The sequence below is a fragment of the Streptomyces sp. TSRI0281 genome, from assembly GCF_001905125.1.
Lineage (GTDB): Bacteria > Actinomycetota > Actinomycetes > Streptomycetales > Streptomycetaceae > Streptomyces.
The window spans coordinates 376,897-396,728 of sequence record NZ_LWLE01000036.1 but is presented as its reverse complement, the minus strand read 5'-3'; the positions used below and the strand labels follow the sequence as shown (position 1 = coordinate 396,728).

Below are 19,832 nucleotides of genomic sequence, written 5' to 3'. Positions count from 1 at the left end.
GTAGTGCCGACAAGGGAGCCGTCATGGCATCAGGACCACAACCGGGCAGTCCCGCACCCGACTTCACCCTTCCCGGAGGGATTCTGTCGGGCGAGGACTTCGAACGCGGCGACTACCGCCTCTCCGCCTCCCTGGGCCGGGCCGTCGTCCTGGCCTTCTACCCGGGTGACAACACTCCTGTGTGCACCAAGCAGCTCTGCTCGTACTCGTCAGGTCTGGAGACCTTCGACGGGCTCGACGCCGAGGTGTGGGGAATCAGTCCACAGGGAGTGGACAGCCATGAGTCGTTCGCCCGCACCCACGGACTGCGCATGCCGCTGCTGGCCGACGAGGGCCGGGAGATCGCCAGGACGTACGGAGTCGCGGCGCCCGGCATCGGAGTACGGCGCGCTGTCTTCCTCATCGGCCCCGACGGGGTCCTGCGCTGGAAGCACGTCGCGCTGCTCGGGGCCACGTTCCAGTCGCTCGACACCCTCGCCGACCGCCTGTCCGGCATCAAAGCGGCGTAAAGACTGCCGGATCCCGGCAGTGTCCCGATGTGGTGGTGTATGGGATCATCCAGCCAGTTCGACGGAAAACAGTCGGGGGAATCGAAAGCCGGGGGAGTGATCACGTGACCTTGTTCCTGGGTCTCGGCATTGCGGGAATCGCTCTTCTCGCCCTCTCCCTGATCTTCGACGGAATCCTCGAAGGGCTCTTCGGTGGCGTACTGGGCGGCCTCTTCGACGGCCTCCTCTCGCTGCCGGTGATCGCGGGCTTCATGTCGATGCTCGGCTTCGGCGGCGCGATCGTGCTCGGCACCACCGGCGCCGGAACGGTCGTGGCCACGGCCGCCGGAGCCCTGGCCGGGATCGTCGCCGCCTGGCTGACCTGGAAGCTCAGCCGGGCCCTGATGCGGGACCAGACCACGGCGACGCCTCGCGGCGAGGATCTCGTCGGCACCTCGGGGTCCGTCGTGACGTCCATTCCGGCCGACGGGTACGGCGAGGTGCTGCTGCGGCTCGCGGGTCAGACCGTGAAGTACGCGGCGAAGAGCACGGCGCCCGTCGAACGCGGCGCCGAGATCTGGGTGGAGGCGACACTGTCCACCACCTCGGTCGCGGTACGCCCGGTCGAGCGCTGACCACGCCCGACCGGAACCGGCCGACCACCCGGGCACTCCGGCCGACCTGAGGGCCGGCCCGGACCGCTACGGCCCACCCGACCGCTACGGCCCACCCGGACCGCCGGGACCGACCGGATCTACCCGGCCGCCCACTGTCCGCACCGTTTCGCACTGTTTCGCACTTGTTCTGAAAACGATCTGCCGTCCCCACTTCGGGAGGCAGGGGGGACACCTCTTATGAGTCCAGTTCTGATCTCCGTCATCGGCATCGTCGTACTTCTCGTACTCCTCGCCCTCGCTGTCGTCACGCGCTACAAGGTCGCCGGGCCCAGCGAGGCGTTCATCATCACCGGCCGCCGCGGCAAGAAGTCGACCGACCCGGTGACCGGCCGCACCAGCATCGACAACAGCGGTCAGAAGGTCGTCGTCGGCGGCGGCGTCTTCGTCGTGCCGTTCGTGCAGCAGAAGTTCACCCTGGACCTCTCCAGCCGCCACATCCCGATCGCCGTCCGCGGGGCCGTCACCCTGCGCGGCGTGAAGTCCAACCTCGAAGGCGTCGCGATCGTCAAGGTCGGCGGCAGCGAGGACGCGATCCGGGCCGCCGCCCAGCGCTTCCTCCAGCAGCAGGACGGCATCGTCGGCTTCACCCAGGAAGTGCTCTCGGGTGCGCTGCGCGCCATCGTCGGCCGGATGTCGGTCGAGGACATCATCCGCGACCGGGCCGCGTTCGCCGGGCAGGTCGCCGAGGAGGCCGAGGCCAGCCTCTCCGGCCAGGGCCTGATCCTGGACGCCTTCCAGATCCAGGACATCACCACCGAGGGCTCCTACCTGGAGGACCTCGGCCGCCCCGAGGCCGCCCGTGCCAAGCAGGAGGCCGACATCGCCGAGGCGATCGCACGGCGAGCGTCGGAGCAGGCCCGGCTGAAGGCGGCCGAGGAGATCGCCATCGCCGAGCGGACCTTCTACCTGAAGCAGGCCGAGATCAAGGCCGAGACGGAAGCGGCGGCCGCCAAGGCCAACGCGGCCGGCCCGCTCGCCGAGGCCGCCCGTCAGCAGGAAGTCCTCCAGGAGCAGGAGAAGGTCGCCGAGCGCCAGGCCGCTCTGACCGACCGCGAACTCGACACCAAGGTCCGCAAGCCCGCCGACGCCGCCCGCTACCGGGCGGAGCAGGAGGCGGAGGCCCGTCGCATCGCCCAGGTCAAGGAGGCCGAGGCCGACGCGGAGCGCTCCCGCCTGACCGGCCAGGGCGAGAAGCTCCACCGCTCGGCCCTCGCCGACGCCGTGCGCATCGAGGGTGAGGCGGAGGCCGCCGCCATCGCGGCCAAGGGCTCCGCAGAGGCCGAGGCCATGCAGAAGAAGGCCGACGCCTTCGCGCAGTACGGCGACGCGGCCGTGCTCCAGATGCTGGTCGAGGTCCTGCCCCAGGTCGTCGCCAAGGCGTCCGAGCCCCTGAGCGCCATCGACAAGCTGACCGTGATCTCCACGGACGGCGCCAGCCAGCTGGCCCGGACGGTGACCGACAACGTGGCCCAGGGCATGGAGCTCCTCAACTCCACCACCGGTGTCGACTTCGCCGCCCTCCTCCAGAACCTGAAGGGCCGCACGCCCGGTTCCGCCGCGGCGAACGTGCCCGCCCAGGGCGAGGAGACGGCCGCCACCGCGCCGTCGAACACCGCCAACGGCAAGATCGAGATCACTGACTGAACCGATCCCCGTCCCCCGTACCCGTGCCCGGCAGTGGAGCATCACCGCCGGGCACGGGTGCGTCCCGCGCCCCCGGCGGCCACTCCAGCGGCCTCTTCCGCGACCTTTTCCGCGACGTTTTCCGCGCCCTCTTCCGCGACCTCCGGAAATTTTCTTCATCCGGCCGAAGCGGCACGTTCATCGCCATGAGGGGCCACGAGAGGGCGGGCCGTCTCGATCGAAGGCGGCGGAACCCTCCAGATAGGGTCATGAACAGATAAAGAGATCATCAAGTGCGCCGCCGTACAGCCGCACGCCTCGGGAGGAAGTCATGGGAACCCGTCACACGTCGCTGCCCGGAGTCGGAGCTCAGTACGACTTCACGACCGATTCGGGACAGCACATCTCCGTCGTCGTCCACCACGACGGACGGCGGTTCATCGGGTTCTACGAACAGGACGACCCCGATTCATGCCGGCTGTCGGTCCCCCTGACGACATCGGAAGCCACCGCACTCGCCCACCTCATCGATCCCGCGCCCATCGACGCCGTACGGACCGAGGGCATCGACCTCGTCACCGAACACATCCCGCTCGGCTCCCGCTCCCCCTACGGCGGGCGGTTGCTGGGCGACACCCGGGCGCGGACCCGGACCGGGGCGTCCATCGTCGCCGTACTGCGGACGCACAGCGCGCACCCGTCGCCCGGACCGGACTTCCGCCTGGCCATCGGGGACACACTCGTCGTCGTCGGTACGCGTGAGGGCGTCGACACGCTCTCCGAGATCATTGCGGAGGGCTGACCGTGCACGACACCACAGCACTGCTGGTGGAGCTGGGCTCCGTCATTCTCGGGCTGGGGATCATCGGCCGGTTCGCCGGCCGGATAGGTCTCTCGCCGATTCCGCTCTATCTGCTCGCCGGGCTGGCCTTCGGTGAGGGTGGTCTGCTGCCGCTCGGCGCCAGTGAGGAGTTCACCGCCGTCGGCGCCGAGATCGGCGTCATCCTGCTGCTGCTCCTGCTGGGGCTCGAATACAGCGCCTCCGAGCTCGTCACCAGCCTCAAGACGCAGTATCCGTCCGGGGCCGTCGACTTCTTCCTCAACGCGACACCCGGTGCCATCGCCGCTCTGCTGCTCGGGTGGGGACCGGTCGGGGCCGTCGCGCTCGCCGGAGTCACCTGGATCTCCTCGTCCGGCGTGATCGCCAAGGTGATGACCGACCTGGGGCGGCTCGGCAACCGTGAGACCCCCGTCATCCTGGGCGTCCTCGTCATCGAGGACCTCTCGATGGCCGTCTACCTGCCGCTGCTCACCGCCATGCTGGCCGGGGTCGGCCTCGCCGGTGGCAGCATCGCCCTGCTGATCGCCCTCGGAACGGTCGGCTTCGTGCTGTACCTGGCGCTGCGCCACGGGCGGCTCATCAGCCGGGCGGTGTCCTCCGACAACCCGGAGATGCTGCTCCTCGTCGTCCTCGGTCTCACCGTCCTGGTGGCCGGTGTGGCCCAGCAGTTGCAGGTGTCGGCCGCTGTCGGTGCGTTCCTCGTCGGTATCGCGCTCTCGGGCGAGGTCGCGGAAGGCGCGCGCAAGCTGCTGATGCCGCTGCGCGACCTGTTCGCCGCGGTGTTCTTCGTCTTCTTCGGCCTCTCCACGAACCCCGCCGAGATCCCGCCCGTGCTGCTCCCGGCCGCTCTGCTGGCCGTCGTCACCGTCCTGACCAAGATCTTCACCGGTTGGTACGCGGCACGGCGGGCCGGGATCGGTTCGCGCGGGCGCTGGCGGGCGGGCGGCACGCTCGTGGCGCGCGGCGAGTTCTCCATCGTCATCGCGGGCCTGGCCGTGGCCACCGAGCCGCGGATCGGGCCGATCGCCACGGCGTACGTCCTGATTCTCGTCATCGTCGGACCGCTCACCGCCCGCTGGACCCAGCCCGTCGTGGCCAAGATCCAGGGCATGCGCGGGCGTGCGGAAGGGAAGACCGGCGGCACCGCGGGCGAAGCCGGGACGGCCGGGGTCACGGTCGCACCCGGAACCGGAACCGGCACAGGAGCCGAAGCCAAGGCCCTGATGCCCTCGCACGACGACCTCACGCCCGAACCCGTGGGCGACCCCCGCGACTAGGGGCCGGGGCGTGCCGGACGTCCACGACCGGCCCCAGCGGCGCGGTGCCACGGCCGGACCGTCACCCAACAGGTACGTGTCTACGTGTCTGCGTCCTGTCTACGTCCAGCCCAGCGGGTACGCGTCCGTGCCGTCCGTCGGCACGGCCGCCCCGCCGCTCGCCTCTCCGCCCGCTTCGGTGAACGCCGTCAGCGCGTCGACCAGGGCCGTGCGCTGCGCGGGGGCGAGCCGTTCGACGATCGCGCCGATCTCCCGGCGGCGGCCCGCCGTCACGTCCGCGACCAGCCGGTCTCCCGCCGGGGTCACGCTCAGCACGGTCTCGCGCCGGTCGGCCGGGTTGGCCCGGCGCTCCGCGAGACCCGCGGTGATCAGCCGGTCCAGCATCCGCATCGCGGTGGACGGGTTCACGCCGAGCCGCTCGGCCAGCGCCACGAGCTTGGCGTCGCCGTGGGTGGAGAGCACCACCAGCAGACGGAACTGGGGCAGCGTCACCCGCTCCTCCACCTCCGCGAGCGAGCGCGCGGCGACGGCGACGAGCAACCGCGACGCGGTCAGCACCGCCCGGGTCACCGCTTCCACATCGCCGTGCGGCGTATGCGCGGCATCGGGAGCGCCGCGATCGCTCCCGCCCGCCTCTCGGTGATCGGCCATGCCTCTTTCTACCCCGCCGCCTTCGGGATGGCGATCGTCCCGTAACGCCCGATTCCATGAACGCCCGATTCCGGGCACGGGGGGCACCTCGCCCGCCTGCTTCTACACAACTGTAGAGTTTCCCTTGGTTCCGGCATGCACAGCAATGCACAGCCCCGCAACGCAACGCAACGTATGGAGATGTCATGGCCCTGTGGGATCGGATCAAGGAATCCGCGTCGACGATGCAGACGCAGCTCGAGGCGAAGAAGAACGACCTGAAGAGCGGGGCGTTCCGTGATGCCAGCATGGCCATGTGCGCCCTGGTCTCCGCCGCCGACGGTTCCATCGACCCGTCCGAGCGGCAGCGCGTCGCGTCGCTGATCGCGAGCAACGACGTCCTGCAGAACTTCCCCGCGGACGACCTGCAGCGCCGCTTCAACGACTACGTGAACAAGCTGACCGCCGACTTCGCGTTCGGCAAGGTCAGCGTGCTCCAGGAGATCGCCAAGGCGAAGAAGAAGCCCGCCGAGGCGCGTGCCGTGATCCAGATCGGCATCATCATCGGCGGCGCCGACGGCGACTTCGACAAGTCGGAGCAGGCCGTCGTGCGGGAGGCGTGCTTCGCGCTCGACCTCCCGCCGCACGAGTTCGACCTGTAGGCACTCCTCCGTGCGGGCGGAGGACCCCCGTACTGCCGGAAGACCGCGGACCGGCTGACCACCGGTCCGCGCCCGGCACGGCCGGGGGTGTGTCACCCCCCTTCACACCCCCGGCCACCCTCCTCCCCCGCACAACCCGCACGGCTCGCACCGCCCGCATATCCGGCCCGGCTCGCGCCGCGCGCCCGCACCCCGCCCCCGTACGCGCGTCAGCATCGCGTCACTGGGGCGGGGTTTTGCGTCAAGTGCGCGTCAAGGCCGTATCCGGCCCCCTCCCCGCTGGGCATAGCTTCGGCAGACGGGCCGCGACAGCAGCGGCCCGCAAACGCCAGGAGGAACACCATGTCGGACCCCGACCCTCTCGAACTCGTCCCGGCCGGACCTCTCTTCGTCCCCGTCCGGCCGGGCCTCCCCCGCTGTTCGCCCTCCTTCACGGCACGGTTCTTCCGTACCCCCCTCGGCGACCGCACGGCCGTCGCCTTCACCTCCGTATCGCAGCTCGTGGCCACCCTGGGCGCCGGGCAGCCGTGGATCCTGCTCTCCGAACCGGCTCTGCGCGCGCTCGCGGCACCGCTGGGGGTCAGCGCCCTCACCGTCGATCCGCAGCTCTCCGCGCCCCGGGCCGCGACCTGGCCGCCCTGTGTCGGCCCCCGGACACCGGTGTCCGAACAGGCCGCTCTCGTCCGCCACGGCTGCTGAGAGGCACGCGCCATGACCACCACGCCTGTTGTCCGCACCTCCGCCCCGGCCGACGCTGTCCCGGGCGCCCCTGCGACGTTCCTGCCCGGCGCCCCGGCCGGGGTCCTGCCCGGTGTTCCCGCCGAGGTCCTGTCCGGCGGCGCTGCCGACGACTCCCTTTCCGGCCTCTGGCCCGCCTCCGCACAACCCGGCCCCGAGGGGGATGTCGCCGTCGGCGGGGTGTCGCTCACCGAGGCCGCCGACCGGTTCGGGACGCCGCTCTACGTACTCGACGAGGGAGAGGTGCGCCGACGCTGTCGCACCTACCGCGCCGCGTTTCCCCCGGCCGAGGCCGATGTCGTCTACGCCGCCAAGGCGTTCCTGTGCCGGGCCGTCGTCCGCTGGGTCCGCGAGGAAGGGCTGGGGCTCGACGTCTGCTCCGCCGGTGAGCTGCTGCTCGCCGTAGGAGCGGGCTTCCCCGCCGAGCGGATCGTCCTGCACGGCAACGCGAAGAGCCCGGAGGACCTGCGGACCGCCGTACGGCTCGGTGTCGGCCGGATCGTCGTCGACAGCACCTCGGAGATCGCCCGGCTGGCGGCCCTCGTGCCGCAGGGCAGCCGGCAGCCCATCATGGTGCGGGTGGTGCCGGGGATCTCGGCGGGCGGGCACGCGGCCGTCCGTACCGGCACCGACGACCAGAAGTTCGGGCTGTCCCTCACCGACGGTTCCGCACAGCACGCCATCGACCGGGTACTCGGCCAGCCACGCCTCGAACTCGTCGGTCTGCACTGCCACATCGGGTCGCAGATCACCGCCGTGAAGCCGTACGTCGCCGCCGTACGCCGCATGGTGGGGCTGCTCGCCCGCGTCCGCGAACAGCACGGCATCGCCCTGCCCCAGCTCGACATCGGCGGCGGCCACGGCATCGCCTACCGGCCGGGCGAACCGGTCCTCGACGTCCCCGCCCTCGCGGCCCGGGTCCGTGCCGAACTCCACGACGGCTGTACGCGGGCGGGGCTTCCCGTCCCGCGGCTGACCGTCGAACCGGGGCGGGCGCTGATCGGGCCCGCCGGGGTGGCCGTCTACCGCGTCCTCACGGTCAAGCGGACCGGCGCGCGCACCTTCGTCGCCGTCGACGGCGGGATGAGCGACAACCCGCGGCCCGCGCTGTACGGGGTGCGGTACGCGCCCCGCCTCGTCGGCCGCGCCGCCACCGCCCCGGACCGGGTGGTGACCGTCGTGGGACGGCACTGCGAGGCGGGTGACGTACTGGCCGACGGCGTCGAACTGCCCGGTGACGTACGGCCCGGGGACCTGCTGGCGGTGCCGGCCGCCGGGGCGTACCACCTGTCGATGGCGTCCGGCTACAACCTGATCGGCAGACCGCCCGTCGTCTCCGTCGACGACGGGACGGCGCGGCTGCTGGTGCGCCGGGAGTCGCTGGACGACATGCAACGACGCGACGTGGGGGCGTAGCTGACGGGCGGGCGGGCCTGTCGCGTGGGGGCGTAGCGTGTGGCGCTGTCACGTGAAGGCGGTAGCGGGCAGCCCTGTCACATGAGTGCGTAGTGCGTAACGGGCGGCCCTGTCACGTGATGGCGGGGCCGCCCGTCGCGTCCTTCGCGCCCGTCGCGCCCGTCGCGCCCGCCGTGTACGCGCGGGGCGCTCCCCTGCGGTACAGCAGCACCGTGATCAGCAGGCCGACGGCGAAGAAGCCCGCCGACCACCAGTAAGCGGTGGAGTAACTCCGCAGCTGCGACTGGGCGATGGCGGCCGGGGTCGGACTGCGGCCCACCATGTAGCTCGCGGCGGCGCTGGTCGCGAGGGTGTTCAGCAGCGCCGTGCCGATGGAGCCGCCCACCTGCTGCATCGTGCTGACCATCGCGGACGCCACCCCCGCGTCGCGCGGGGCGACCCCCGAGGTGGCCAGGTTCATCGCGGGCGCGAAGATCAGTCCGAGACCGAGGCCCAGGACGAGCAGCGGTGGCAGTACGTGGGTGGCGTATCCGCTGCTCAGGTCGAAGGTCGTCATCCAGATCATGGCGGCGGAGGCCAGCCCCATACCGAGCGGCACGATCGGTTTCGCACCGTACCGGGGCACGAAGAAGTTCGTCGTCACGACCGAGGTCATCACCATCACCGCCACCATCGGCAGGAAGGCGAGACCGGTGCGGACCGGGGAGAACAGCAGGCTCTGCTGGAGGTAGTACGTGACGAAGAGGAACACGCCGAACATCCCGGCGCCGGAGACGAAGATGGCCAGGAACGAGGCACCGCGGTTCCGGTCGAGGATCACCCGCAGCGGCAGCAGCGGATGGGCGGCCCGCGTCTGCCACCGGGCGAACGCCGCCAGGAGGACGACGCCCGCCAGCAGGAAGCCCCAGGTGTCGACGGAACCCCACGCGTGTTTCTCCGCGTTGGAGAATCCGTACACGATGCAGAAGAGCCCCGACGAGGCGAGAACGGCGCCCGGGACGTCGAGCTTCGGACGGTCGCTGGGCGCTCCGGCCCTCAGCAGCCGGGAGCCTCCGACGAAGGCGATGACGGCGAAGATCATGTTCACGTACAGGCACCAGCGCCAGTCCAGGTACTCGGTGAGCAGACCACCGAGCAGCAGCCCGACGGCGCCGCCCGTGCCCGCGATGGCACCGTAGATCCCGAACGCCTTCGCCCGTTCCCTCGGGACCGTGAACGTCGTGGTCAGGAGGGAGAGCGCGGCGGGAGCCAGGAGCGCGCCGAAGAGTCCCTGGAGGGTCCGCGCCATCACCAGGACCTCGAAGCTGGGCGCGGCGCCGCCGATCGCGGAGGCCCCCGCGAATCCGACCAGCCCCACCAGGAAGACGATCTTGCGTCCCACCAGGTCGGCGATGCGACCGCCGAGCAGCAGCAGTGAGCCGAAGGCCAGGGCGTAGGCGGTGACGACCCACTGCCGATTGCCGTTGTCGAAGCCGAGATCCTTCTGGGCCGACGGCAGGGCGATGTTCACGATCGTGGCATCGAGCACCACCATGAGCTGCGCCAGGCCGATGACTCCGAGCACCCACCAGCGGTGGGAGGGTTGCTCCTGCGGAGTTCCGGGGGCCGGGCCCGCGGCCGGGACGGCCGAGCCGCCTCCCGCAGCGGTGTCCGTGTCGACGTCCCGCGCCTGGCGGGCCTGCCCGGACTGCCTGGACTGCCTGGGACGACGAGCCATGTGTGGATCTCCCTCGGTGCGCGCACGCCCACCCCGAAAACCCCCGGATCACACGCTAGGTGCGGGTCGGCTTCCCCGCATGCGGGGAGGGACGGCAGGCAGCGGACGGGGGCGGCGGACGGCGGAGGCTGCCGGGTTACGGCAACGGCAACGACGCGGCCGGGTGCGCGCCGCGTGGCGCGTGGCGCGTGATGCCGCCGCTCGCGTGGCCAGGCGTCGGGGCGCGTGACCTCGGGACGCCCGGCCCTGGGGCGCGTGACCTCGGACGCCCGGCCCCGGGACGCCCGGCCCCGGGACGCCCGGTCCCGGGTCTCAGAGTTCCTTGGCCGGCCAGTCCAGCAACCGGGCGCCGATCACCGCGGTCTGGAGCGTGTAGCGGTGCGCGGGGTCGGACGGGTCGGACCCGGTCAGCTGATGGATGCGCTCCAGCCGATACGTCAGCGCGCGCACACTCAGTGTCAGCCGCCGGGCGGTCTCGGCCGCGACACAGCCCGCGTCGAAGTAGACGGAGAGGGTCTTCAGCAGGGGCTCGGCACCGCCCCTGGCTTCCTGGAGCGGCCCCAGTTCGCTGCGTACGAGATCGGCCATCGCCTGCCGGTCCCGGGTCAGCACCGGGTAGATCAGCAGGTCGGCGGAGTACAGCACGGGGTCGTCCAGCCCCATCCGGCCGGCGAGGTCGAGGGCGTCGAGCGCTTCGTCGTACGAGTGGACGACGCCCCCCGGACCCCGGTGCGGGCGGCCGACGGCGACCTGGCCGCCGTCCGTCGCCGCGTGGGCCTGTTTGGCGAAGTACCTCAGGACGTCCGGCTGACTGCCGGGGGCGATACAGACCAACCGCCCGTCCTTCGTCGTCAGCAGGATCTTCCGGCCGCTGAAACGGGCCAGCAGGGCCGCCTCGACCCGGCGCGGCACGGCATCGGTCTCGGTGTACGCCTCGGGGCCCGCGGCCACCGCGACCGCGTGGGCCCGGGACAGGCGCAGCCCGAAGCGGGTGGCCCGCTCGGCGAGCCGCCCCAGGTCGCTGCGCCCGTAGAGCAGGTCGTCGATGAACTCACGGCGGGCCGCCTCCTCGCGCCGCACCGTGAGCCGCTGGGCCCGCTCGAAGCCCTCGGCGAAGGCGTCGACGGCCTGCTCCACCGCGGCCAGCACGGAATCCGTGACCGTTTCGGCGCCCGCGAGGGCGATGCGGGGCCAGTCGGTGCGGGTCACCGACAGATGCAACGTCACCAGGGCGCGCAGCTGGTGCCCCGCCTCGGCGGCCTGGCGGCCCAGGGCACGGCGGGTCTCCAGTTCCTCACGCGTGAGCCGACGGCCGGTGTCGGCGACTTCCCCCAGAATGCGGGCATAGTCCCCCAGAAGCGCCTCGGATATCTCCGGCTCGGCCACGCACGTCCCTCCAGTCCCAAAGTTCCCTGTCACTTCCTTAACGCGCACGGGCCGGTGCCGGTGCCCGGCATCAGGAGGACATAAAGATTGCCGGATTCCGGCAGTGCGTCGGTCCGCTCGCCGGTGACACGATCCGGTCAGCAACACAGCGGGAAACCGGGGGAACCCACGGGGGAAGTACGGGGGAACGCACGGGGGAAACACGGGGGAGCGAAGGGGAACGGACCCGGCTGTTGCGGCGCTGTCCTCAGCGCCGCAGCACCGGGCCCCGACCGCCGTAACCACCGACGTAACCACCGCCGTAACCGCCGCCCCGCCCTGACTGCTCCGTGCTGCCTGACCCTGCCTGCCCCTGCCTGCCCGCCTTGCCCCGGCAAGCGCCGCGGCCCCACCCGCCCCGTCACGCAATGATCACCAACACTCCTTACCGATCGGGACGGAGCAAGGCATGCTGGGTTTCGTGCCCCCACTCCCCCTTCCTCCGCAGCCTCAACGCCCCCCGTCCAGCGGACACATGGTCATCTGCGGCGACGACGCGCTGGCCCGCCGGCTCGCCGTGGAGCTGCGGTATGTGTACGGGGAACGGGTCACCCTCCTGCTGCCGCCGGGCCGCGACGCCAACCGCCCGGAGCTGCCGCTGACCCAACGGGGCCGAGCCGCCGCCCTGTTCGGCCGGATGTCGTCGGCGATGAACCGCAACGGCAGCACCGCCACCGGCACCGGTACCGGACCCGGCGCCATGACCGCCGACAACGACACCAACGCCGGGGTCGAGGCGGTCCGCATCATGGAGGCGCCGGAGCCCTCCGACGACGTACTCGAAGAGGCGGGCGTCGACCGGGCGGCGGCGCTCGCGCTCGTGTACGACGACGACGAACGCAACATCCGCGCCGCCCTGACCGCCCGTCGTCTCAACCCGCGTCTGCGCCTGGTCATCCGGCTCTACAACCGCAAGCTCGGCCAGCATCTGGAAACCCTGCTCGACCAGGCCGCGGCCGTCTCCGTGCCGGGCCTGGACCCCACCGCGCTGGATGCCTCCACCACCGTCCTGTCCGACGCGGACACCGCCGCCCCCGCCCTGGCCGCCACGGCGCTCACCGGCAGCAGCAAGGTCATACAGGCCGAGGGCCTGCTCCTGCGCGCCGCCGAACGCACACCGCCCCGGCCGGGCGAGACGGCCGACCCCGGCCTGTGCACGCTCGCCCTGCTCTCCTCCACCACCCACGACCCGGCGGGCGCCGAGGGCTCCGACAGCAGCGGGGACGAAGGCCCCCAACTGCTGCCCGACGAGGCTTCGGTGGCCGCCGCGACGGGACGGGGCACCGTCGTCCTGGAAGCGATCAGCCGGGCGGATCCGGACCGGCCCGCCGGACGGATGGGCGGCAGGGGCGCACCGCTCGCCCAGGTCTTCTCCCGGCGGCTGCGCTGGTCGGCGCTGGGGGTGGGGACGGCCGTGGTCGCCCTGGCCGTCGCCTCCGTACTGACGACCGGGGACGATGCGCTGCACGCCGCCTACCTCACCCTGCTGGACCTGTTCGCGATGGGCGACCCGGCCGAGGGCGACCGGCCCGCCCGCCAGATCATCCAGCTCCTCTCCGGCCTCGCCGGCCTGATGCTGCTGCCGCTCCTGGTCGCCGCGGTCCTGGAGGCGTTCGGCTCACTGCGCACCGCGTCCTCACTGCGCCGCCCGCCACGCGGCCTCTCCGGCCATGTCGTCCTCCTGGGCCTCGGCAAGATCGGTACGAGGGTCCTCGTCCACCTCCGCGAACTCGACATCCCCGTGGTGGTGGTGGAGGAGGACCCCGAGGCGCGCGGCATCCCGCTGGCGCGGAGCCTGCACGTCCCGACGGTGCTGGGCGACGTCACCCAGGAAGGGGTCCTGGAAGCGGCCAAGATCCGCCGCGCCCGCGCCCTGCTGGCCCTCACCAGCATCGACACCACCAACCTGGAGGCCGCGCTGTACGCCCGCTCGGTCAAGCCGGACCTCAGGGTGGCTCTGCGGCTGTACGACGACGAGTTCGCCACCGCCGTTTACCGCACCCTGCGCACCGCGCACCCCCAGGCCCTGACCCGCTCCCGTTCCGTGTCCCACCTGGCCGCCCCGTCCTTCGCGGTCGCCATGATGGGCCGCCAGATCCTCGGCGCGGTCCCGGTGGAACGCAAGGTCATGCTCTTCGCCGCGCTGGAGGTCGCCGGGCACCCCCAACTGGAGGACCACACCGTGGAACAGGCGTTCCGCGCGGGCGCCTGGCGGGTCCTCGCCCTGGACGCCACCCCGCCCGCCGACCGCAACCCGGACCTGGCCACCGTCCCCCCGTACAACCCCGAAGGCACCGATCAGCGCTCGGGCCTGATCTGGGACCTGCACCCCGGCTACGTCCTGCGCGCCGAGGACCGGGTGGTCATCGCCGCGACCCGCCGGGGCCTGGCCGAACTGCTGCGCCGCCGAAGCTCCGTGTCACCGCACCGCTGACACCCGTGTCACCGCACCGCTGACACCCGGACGCCGGAGGCCGGCGCCGGGCTTCGAGGGCCGGAGGCGGGGCGCCAGGCTTTGAGGGGGCCGGGGCGGGGGCAGGGTCTTGAGGGGGCGAGCCCCTACCGGAGCGCGCCCATCGCCCCGCGTACCTCGTCCAGGGTGGCCTCCGCGACGGCGTTGGCCCGTTCGTTGCCCGCGCGGAGCACCGACCGTACGTACGCCATGTCCCGCGCGTACTCCGCCCGGCGGGCGCGGATCGGTGCCAGGTGGGTGTTGACCGCGTCGGTCACGGTCCGCTTGAGCACGGAGCCGCCGCCGTCCCCGATCTCCTCCGCGACGTCGTGCGGGTCCCGGCCGAGGCACAGCGCGGCGAGCAGCACCAGGCTCGACACCCCGGGCCGGCCTTCGGGGTCGTAGGTGATGTGCCGGTCGGTGTCGGTCTTCGCCCCCTTGATGAGGCGCGCCGTCTCGTCGGCGGTGGCCCCGAGGGGGATGGAGTTGGCGCGGCTCTTGCTCATCTTGGTCCCGTCCGTACCGAGGAGCAGCGGTGCGTCGGAGAGCAGCGCGTCCGGCTCCGGGAAGACGGCCCCGTACCGCTCGTTGAAGCGCCGGGCGACGGTACGGGTGATCTGGAGGTGCGGCAGCTGGTCCTGGCCGACCGGCACCACGTTGCCCTTGCAGAAGAGGATGTCGGCGGCCTGATGCACCGGGTAGGTGAACATCAGCCCGCTGACCGTGGACTGCCGGGAGTGCGCGATCTCGTCCTTGACGGTGGGGTTGCGGCCCAGTTCGGCGACGGAGACGAGGCTGAGGAAGGGCAGCAGGAGCTGGTTGAGGGCCGGGACCGCACTGTGGTTGAAGACCGTGGAGCGGGCCGGGTCGATGCCGACGGCCAGGTAGTCGAGCAGCAGCCCGTCCGTGTACGCGCCGAGCCGCTCGGCCACGTCCCGGTCGGTCAGGACCTGGTAGTCGGCGATGAGGACGAAGATGTCGACGCCGAGGTCCTGGAGCCGGACCCGGTTGTGCAGGGTGCCGAAGTAGTGCCCGAGGTGCAGGGCGCCGGTGGGACGGTCGCCGGTCAGGACCCGGAAGCGGCCGGGCGTCTGCCGGAGCTGCCGCTCCAGCTCGGCGCTGCGGCGCAGGGCGGGGGCGATGGACAGCGGGTCGGTGCGGGTGTCCGAGGCGGCGGAGACGGCTGAATCGGCGGTGGCGGCAGTGGCGCCGGGCGTGGTGGTGGCATCAGTGGGGGTGGGCGTGGTGGTCATGAGGTCTCTCCTCGCTGGTGGAGTGCGTGGAGGACGGCCCGCCGGTTCCGGTGTCTGTCCGTGTCCCTGCCGTACGGGAGGTGCCGTACGAGGGCAGCGAAAAGGGCCGTCCTTGTCGAACGGCCCTTGTCCCGTGCAGGTGCTGTGGCCGCTCCTAGGAGGAGCGCCACCAGTTCCGGCACAGTACGGAGGTCATGGCCCGAGTGTATCGCGCACCTGTCACCGGGTCACGGCCCTTCACCGACCCGGCCCCGCCGGAGGACCTGGCGACGCGGCCCCGGTGGTCCTCGTCAGCCCCGACGCCCGTCAGTCCCGACGCCCGTCAGTCCCAGCGGTCCTCGTTCAGGAAGCGCGCCACTCCCCGCCACGACTGGGGGCCCATCACCCCGTCGACCGGCCCCGTATAGCCGTGCCCGGCCGCCAGGCGCTGGAGCGCCGTGTAGGTGTTCGTGCCCGGTACGCCGTCGACCGGGCCGGTGTACGCGTAGTGGTCGCGCAGATTGCGCTGCAACGCGGCGTACGTGTTCGGGCCCGGCACCCCGTCCACCGGGCCGGTGTAGCCCGACTCGATCGACAGCCAGTGCTGCGCCCGCTTCCAGAACGCCGTGTCCGGGACACCACTCTGCTCCGTCGGTGTCTTCGGCAGCGTGCCGCCGGGCGGGTCACCGCCCCCGTCCACCGGGTCGAAGGCCCAGCCGCGCGCCAGGTTGAGGTCCACGGCGGGGGCACCACCGGCCGAGCCGACCGAGGTGTACTGGTGGACGGCCCAGTCGGGGTACCGGCCGCCGAGGTCGGGTTCGTCGTGGCGGGTGCCGTCGTTCGGGCCGTAGACCGCCACCCACAGCCGGGCGCCGGTGGTGATGGTGCGGTCCCAGGTGCCCGCGCGGAGGTTGGCGGCGCCGATGTAGAACCACGGCACGATCTCGCCCAGCCGGGCCTGAACCGTCCGGAACCACTCCGCCACCTGGGCGTCGTCCCAGAGCCGGGTGGAGTCGTCCAGCACCTCGTCGTCCAGGGCCAGGACATCGCCGGGGCGGTAGTCGTGCAGATGGTCCACGAAGTATCCGGCCGCGTCCGCCGGGGTCTGGAAGTCGCCGGACAGCCAGTAGTGGCCGACGCGCTGGCCCGCCGCACGGGCGCCGTCGACCTGCTCGGCGTAGTGCGGGCTGACGTAGGGCCCCTCGGCGAGCTGGCTGCCGCCCGCTTTGACGATCGCGAACTCCTGGCCCTCGGAGCGAGCCCGTGCGAAATCGATTCCGGCCTGGGTGGTGCCGACGTCGATGCCCCGCAGATCGGCCACGGCGGCCGACGCGGCGGTCCGGCGACCGGGAAGGGGAACGGGATCGGAAGCGGAAGCGGGAACGGGAACGGGGGCGGGAGCGGGAAGGGGAGCGGCCGACGCCGTGGGGGTGGCGACCGGAGCGCCGCCCGCGGGGGCCAGCGCCGCGACGGCGAGGCCGCGCAACCATGTCCTTCTGCGCATGAGCTTCCTCCGGATGTGGGGGATGAAGGTACGGGAGCGGGAAAGCGGGAACAGCCGTTCCTCTACCCTCGCGAGCAGCCGAACATGGCTTCTGTCAAAGGGAGTTCGGAGAAACTACGGCGCGCGATCGCCTGGATGCCCTCGGCCCCGAATCGGCCGCCTCGGCCCCGCCGCTACTTCTTGGCGTGCTCACCCACGTAGAAGAGGATCCAGATGAAGCCCGCGAAGATGTGCGTCGCGAAGACGTAGACGAAGACGCGCAGGGCGACGCCCCGTTCCTTCCAGCGCTCGCTCTCGCTCATGCCGCTGCCCCTGTCGCCGGGCTACGGCCGCTCCGGCCCGGCCTCCAGCGTACGGCCGGGGGTCCTGCGACCGCCCCGGCCGGACAAAGGTCCGGGAGATCGGGGCGGTCGGGGCGGTCGGGGCGGTCGGGGCGGTCGGGGCGGTCGGGGCGGTCGGGGCGGTCGGGGCGGTCGGGGCGGTCGGGGCGGTCGGGGCGGTCGGGGCGGTCGGCGAGATTACGCCGGTCAGGGCGGCCTCGGGGCGGGAGCGGAATAGGACCATGGGGTGACCCGTTGTAGGGTGTGTTCACATAGTTCAACGTTCAACTATCCGCACAGCGGATTCCACGTCTTTGGAGGCGGGCGCCATGCAGTTCGGGATCTTCACCGTCGGGGATGTCACCACCGACCCCACGACCGGCACGACACCGAGCGAGCACGAGCGGATCAAGGCGACCCTCGCCATCGCGCTCAAGGCCGAGGAAGTCGGTCTGGACGTCTTCGCGACGGGTGAGCACCACAACCCGCCGTTCGTCCCGTCCTCACCGACGACGACGCTCGGCTACATCGCCGCCCGCACCGAGAACCTGATCCTGTCCACCTCGACCACGCTGATCACCACCAATGACCCGGTGAAGATCGCCGAGGACTACGCCACCCTCCAGCACCTCGCGGACGGCCGCGTCGACCTGATGATGGGCCGCGGCAACACCGGACCGGTCTACCCCTGGTTCGGCAAGGACATCCGCCAGGGCATCCCGATGGCCATCGAGAACTACGCCCTGCTCCACAAACTGTGGCGCGAGGACGTCGTCGACTGGGAGGGCAAGTTCCGTACGCCGCTCCAGTCGTTCACCGCGACCCCGCGCCCGCTGGACGGCATCCCGCCCTTCGTCTGGCACGGCTCCATCCGTTCCCCGGAGATCGCGGAACAGGCCGCCTACTACGGCGACGGCTTCTTCCACAACAACATCTTCTGGCCCATGGAGCACACCAGGAAGATGGTCGACCTCTACCGCAAGCGCTACGCCCACTACGGCCACGGCACCGCCGACCAGGCCATCGTGGGTCTCGGCGGCCAGGTGTTCATGCGGAAGAACTCGCAGGACGCGGTACGGGAGTTCCGCCCGTACTTCGACAACGCACCGGTCTACGGACACGGGCCGTCCCTGGAGGAGTTCACCGAGCAGACGCCGCTGACCGTCGGTTCCCCGCAGGAGGTCATCGAGCGGACCCTGTCCTTCCGTGAGTCCGTCGGCGACTACCAGCGCCAGCTGTTCCTGATGGACCACGCGGGACTGCCGCTGAAGACGGTCCTGGAGCAGCTCGACATCCTCGGCGAGGAAGTCGTGCCCGTACTGCGCAAGGAGTTCGCCAACCTGCGCCCCGCCGGAGTCCCGGACTCCGCCCCCATCCACCCGGCGGTCACCGCCGCCCGCGCCGCCCGCATCGCCGACGCCGGCGGCACCGACGGCACCGGCGGCGCCGCCCGTACCGCCCAGAAGGAGGTCTGACCCCGTGCTCACCACGTTCACGAACGAGCCGCTGAGGATCGTGGCCGTCTCGGCCGGGCTGAGTCAGCCCTCCTCCACCCGGCTGCTGGCCGACCGGCTGGCCGCGGCCGCCCGCGAGCGGCTGGCGGCGGAGCAGGACCGTACCGTCGAGGTCCAGGTCGTCGAGCTGCGCGACCTGGCCGTCGACATCGCCAACCACCTGGTCACCGGCTTCCCGCCGCGCGCCCTGAAGGAGGCGATCGAGGCGGTAACGGAGGCCGACGGGCTGATAGCGGTGACGCCGGTCTTCACGGCGTCCTACAGCGGACTGTTCAAGTCGTTCTTCGACCTGATCGACAACACGGCCCTGACCGGAAAGCCCGTAGTGATCGCGGCGACGGGCGGCACGGCCCGGCACTCGCTGGTCCTGGAGCACGCGCTGCGCCCGCTCTTCGCCTACCTGCGGGCGGTCACCGTACCGACGTCCGTGTACGCGGCGTCGGAGGACTGGGGCTCGTCCGGTGACGAGTACACCGAGGGCCTGCCGTCCCGCATCAGGCGCGCGGGCGGCGAACTGGCCTCGGCGGTCATGGGCCGGACGGTCTCCGGAGCTGCCAGGACACCCGGTGTGGACGACGGCGAGGACGCGGTCGTGCCGTTCGAGCAGCAGCTCGCGGACCTGCGACTGGACTGACCGGACCGACCCGCCGTGTGACAGGTTGTCCTGTTTGATTACAGTTGGATGGAAAGCCGAGCAAAGAACAGCAAAGCCAAGAAAAGGCCGCACTTGACCGGACTTGGCGAAACTCGACCGACCTCGGCCGACCGACCGTAAGCGAACCGAGCTGTGACCGAGCTGGAGGCAGATATGGGCAGGATCGTCGTGGGCGTGGACGGCTCCGATTCGTCGATCAAGGCACTGCGCTGGGCCGTACGTCAGGCCGAACTGACCGGTGACTCCGTGGAGGCCGTGAACAGCTGGGAGTACCCCGCGACCAGCTGGGCGTCCATGATGCCGGGCATGCCGGAGGACTTCGATCCGCAGGCGCTGGCGACCGTGTCCCTCACCGAGGCGCTTGAGGAGTCCCTCGGCGCCGAGGGAGCGGCCGCGGTCAGCAAGATCGTGGTGATCGGCAACCCGGCCCAGGCCCTGCTCGACCGGGCCAAGGGTGCGAACCTGCTGGTGGTGGGCGCCCGCGGCTACAGCGGCTTCAAGGCGACGCTCCTCGGCTCGGTCAGCCTCCATGTCACCCAGCACGCGCCCTGCCCGGTGACCGTGGTGCGCAACTGACGGACCGCTTCCGGGGCACGGTGCGAAAGCGACCGGTGAGTGATCGCTGAGTGGTCCGGGTTACCGGACGGGCGGGCGGACCTGC

18 protein-coding genes are annotated in these 19,832 nt (G+C 71.6%); 12 read left to right on the top strand and 6 right to left on the bottom strand.

What is annotated here, in order from left to right; all coding sequences use genetic code 11:
- Window positions 1-23: 23 nt before the first annotated feature.
- The 5 genes from A6A29_RS38605 to A6A29_RS38585 all read left to right on the top strand — a co-directional run bounded on the left by A6A29_RS38605 (window position 24) and on the right by A6A29_RS38585 (window position 4,906).
- The gene (locus A6A29_RS38605) at window positions 24-509 is read left to right on the top strand and encodes a peroxiredoxin (RefSeq protein WP_073727973.1); all 486 of its coding nucleotides are present in this window, start codon (window positions 24-26) and stop codon (window positions 507-509) included.
- 104 nt (window positions 510-613) lie between these two features.
- Window positions 614-1,123 carry a hypothetical protein gene (locus A6A29_RS38600; RefSeq protein ID WP_073727970.1) on the top strand — a complete coding sequence of 170 codons (510 nt, stop codon included), beginning with the start codon at window positions 614-616 and terminating at the stop codon, window positions 1,121-1,123.
- A 219-nt stretch (window positions 1,124-1,342) separates the two neighbouring features.
- Complete coding sequence (locus A6A29_RS38595; protein ID WP_073727968.1) at window positions 1,343-2,809, top strand: flotillin family protein; 1,467 nt, start codon at window positions 1,343-1,345, stop codon at window positions 2,807-2,809.
- Window positions 2,810-3,119: 310 nt separating this feature from the next.
- Complete coding sequence (locus A6A29_RS38590) at window positions 3,120-3,590, top strand: cation:proton antiporter regulatory subunit (RefSeq protein WP_073727966.1); 471 nt, start codon at window positions 3,120-3,122, stop codon at window positions 3,588-3,590.
- A gap of 2 nt (window positions 3,591-3,592) precedes the next feature.
- Window positions 3,593-4,906, top strand: a complete 1,314-nt coding sequence (locus tag A6A29_RS38585) for a cation:proton antiporter (RefSeq protein ID WP_073727964.1) — start codon at window positions 3,593-3,595, stop codon at window positions 4,904-4,906.
- Between the two features lie 99 nt (window positions 4,907-5,005).
- Here the strand turns inward: A6A29_RS38585 and A6A29_RS38580 are convergent, their stop codons facing one another.
- Window positions 5,006-5,557, bottom strand: a complete 552-nt coding sequence (locus A6A29_RS38580; protein WP_079183198.1) for a MarR family winged helix-turn-helix transcriptional regulator — start codon at window positions 5,555-5,557, stop codon at window positions 5,006-5,008.
- A gap of 185 nt (window positions 5,558-5,742) precedes the next feature.
- Here A6A29_RS38580 and A6A29_RS38575 point away from each other — a divergent pair, with 185 nt between their 5' ends.
- The 3 genes from A6A29_RS38575 (at window position 5,743) to lysA (ending at window position 8,352) form a co-directional block, all read left to right on the top strand.
- Entirely contained in the window at window positions 5,743-6,198 is a 456-nt protein-coding gene (locus tag A6A29_RS38575; protein WP_073727960.1) for a tellurite resistance TerB family protein, read from the top strand.
- A gap of 342 nt (window positions 6,199-6,540) precedes the next feature.
- Window positions 6,541-6,897: an SAV_915 family protein gene (locus A6A29_RS38570; protein WP_073727958.1), complete on the top strand. Its 357-nt coding sequence runs from the start codon at window positions 6,541-6,543 to the stop codon at window positions 6,895-6,897.
- 12 nt (window positions 6,898-6,909) lie between these two features.
- Window positions 6,910-8,352 carry a diaminopimelate decarboxylase gene (lysA, locus tag A6A29_RS38565; RefSeq protein ID WP_079183197.1) on the top strand — a complete coding sequence of 481 codons (1,443 nt, stop codon included), beginning with the start codon at window positions 6,910-6,912 and terminating at the stop codon, window positions 8,350-8,352.
- Window positions 8,353-8,464: 112 nt separating this feature from the next.
- On the opposite strand, the gene A6A29_RS38560 is transcribed toward lysA, so the two are convergent.
- On the bottom strand, window positions 8,465-9,886 hold the full coding sequence (locus A6A29_RS38560; RefSeq protein ID WP_385728999.1) for an MFS transporter: 1,422 nt from the start codon (window positions 9,884-9,886) through the stop codon (window positions 8,465-8,467).
- A gap of 495 nt (window positions 9,887-10,381) precedes the next feature.
- Window positions 10,382-11,455 carry a PucR family transcriptional regulator gene (locus tag A6A29_RS38555; RefSeq protein ID WP_073727954.1) on the bottom strand — a complete coding sequence of 358 codons (1,074 nt, stop codon included), beginning with the start codon at window positions 11,453-11,455 and terminating at the stop codon, window positions 10,382-10,384.
- 448 nt (window positions 11,456-11,903) lie between these two features.
- Here A6A29_RS38555 and A6A29_RS38550 point away from each other — a divergent pair, with 448 nt between their 5' ends.
- Window positions 11,904-13,928, top strand: coding sequence for an NAD-binding protein (locus tag A6A29_RS38550; RefSeq protein WP_073727952.1), 2,025 nt, complete (start codon window positions 11,904-11,906; stop codon window positions 13,926-13,928).
- A 125-nt stretch (window positions 13,929-14,053) separates the two neighbouring features.
- On the opposite strand, the gene trpS is transcribed toward A6A29_RS38550, so the two are convergent.
- From trpS to A6A29_RS47285, 3 genes are all read right to left on the bottom strand, one after another.
- Window positions 14,054-15,199 (bottom strand): tryptophan--tRNA ligase, encoded by a 1,146-nt coding sequence (gene trpS / locus A6A29_RS38545; RefSeq protein ID WP_079183195.1) that lies wholly within the window; start codon window positions 15,197-15,199, stop codon window positions 14,054-14,056.
- Between the two features lie 322 nt (window positions 15,200-15,521).
- Window positions 15,522-16,682, bottom strand: a complete 1,161-nt coding sequence (locus A6A29_RS38540; protein WP_073727950.1) for a GH25 family lysozyme — start codon at window positions 16,680-16,682, stop codon at window positions 15,522-15,524.
- A 173-nt stretch (window positions 16,683-16,855) separates the two neighbouring features.
- Window positions 16,856-16,984 carry a DUF6126 family protein gene (locus A6A29_RS47285; protein WP_241838796.1) on the bottom strand — a complete coding sequence of 43 codons (129 nt, stop codon included), beginning with the start codon at window positions 16,982-16,984 and terminating at the stop codon, window positions 16,856-16,858.
- Between the two features lie 347 nt (window positions 16,985-17,331).
- Here A6A29_RS47285 and A6A29_RS38530 point away from each other — a divergent pair, with 347 nt between their 5' ends.
- From A6A29_RS38530 to A6A29_RS38520, 3 genes are all read left to right on the top strand, one after another.
- A complete protein-coding gene (locus tag A6A29_RS38530; protein WP_073728162.1) occupies window positions 17,332-18,477 on the top strand; it encodes an LLM class flavin-dependent oxidoreductase in 1,146 nt (381 codons plus the stop codon).
- A 4-nt stretch (window positions 18,478-18,481) separates the two neighbouring features.
- Window positions 18,482-19,150: an FMN reductase gene (locus A6A29_RS38525; RefSeq protein ID WP_073727946.1), complete on the top strand. Its 669-nt coding sequence runs from the start codon at window positions 18,482-18,484 to the stop codon at window positions 19,148-19,150.
- A 174-nt stretch (window positions 19,151-19,324) separates the two neighbouring features.
- Window positions 19,325-19,747, top strand: a complete 423-nt coding sequence (locus A6A29_RS38520) for a universal stress protein (RefSeq protein WP_073727944.1) — start codon at window positions 19,325-19,327, stop codon at window positions 19,745-19,747.
- Window positions 19,748-19,832 lie beyond the last annotated feature (85 nt).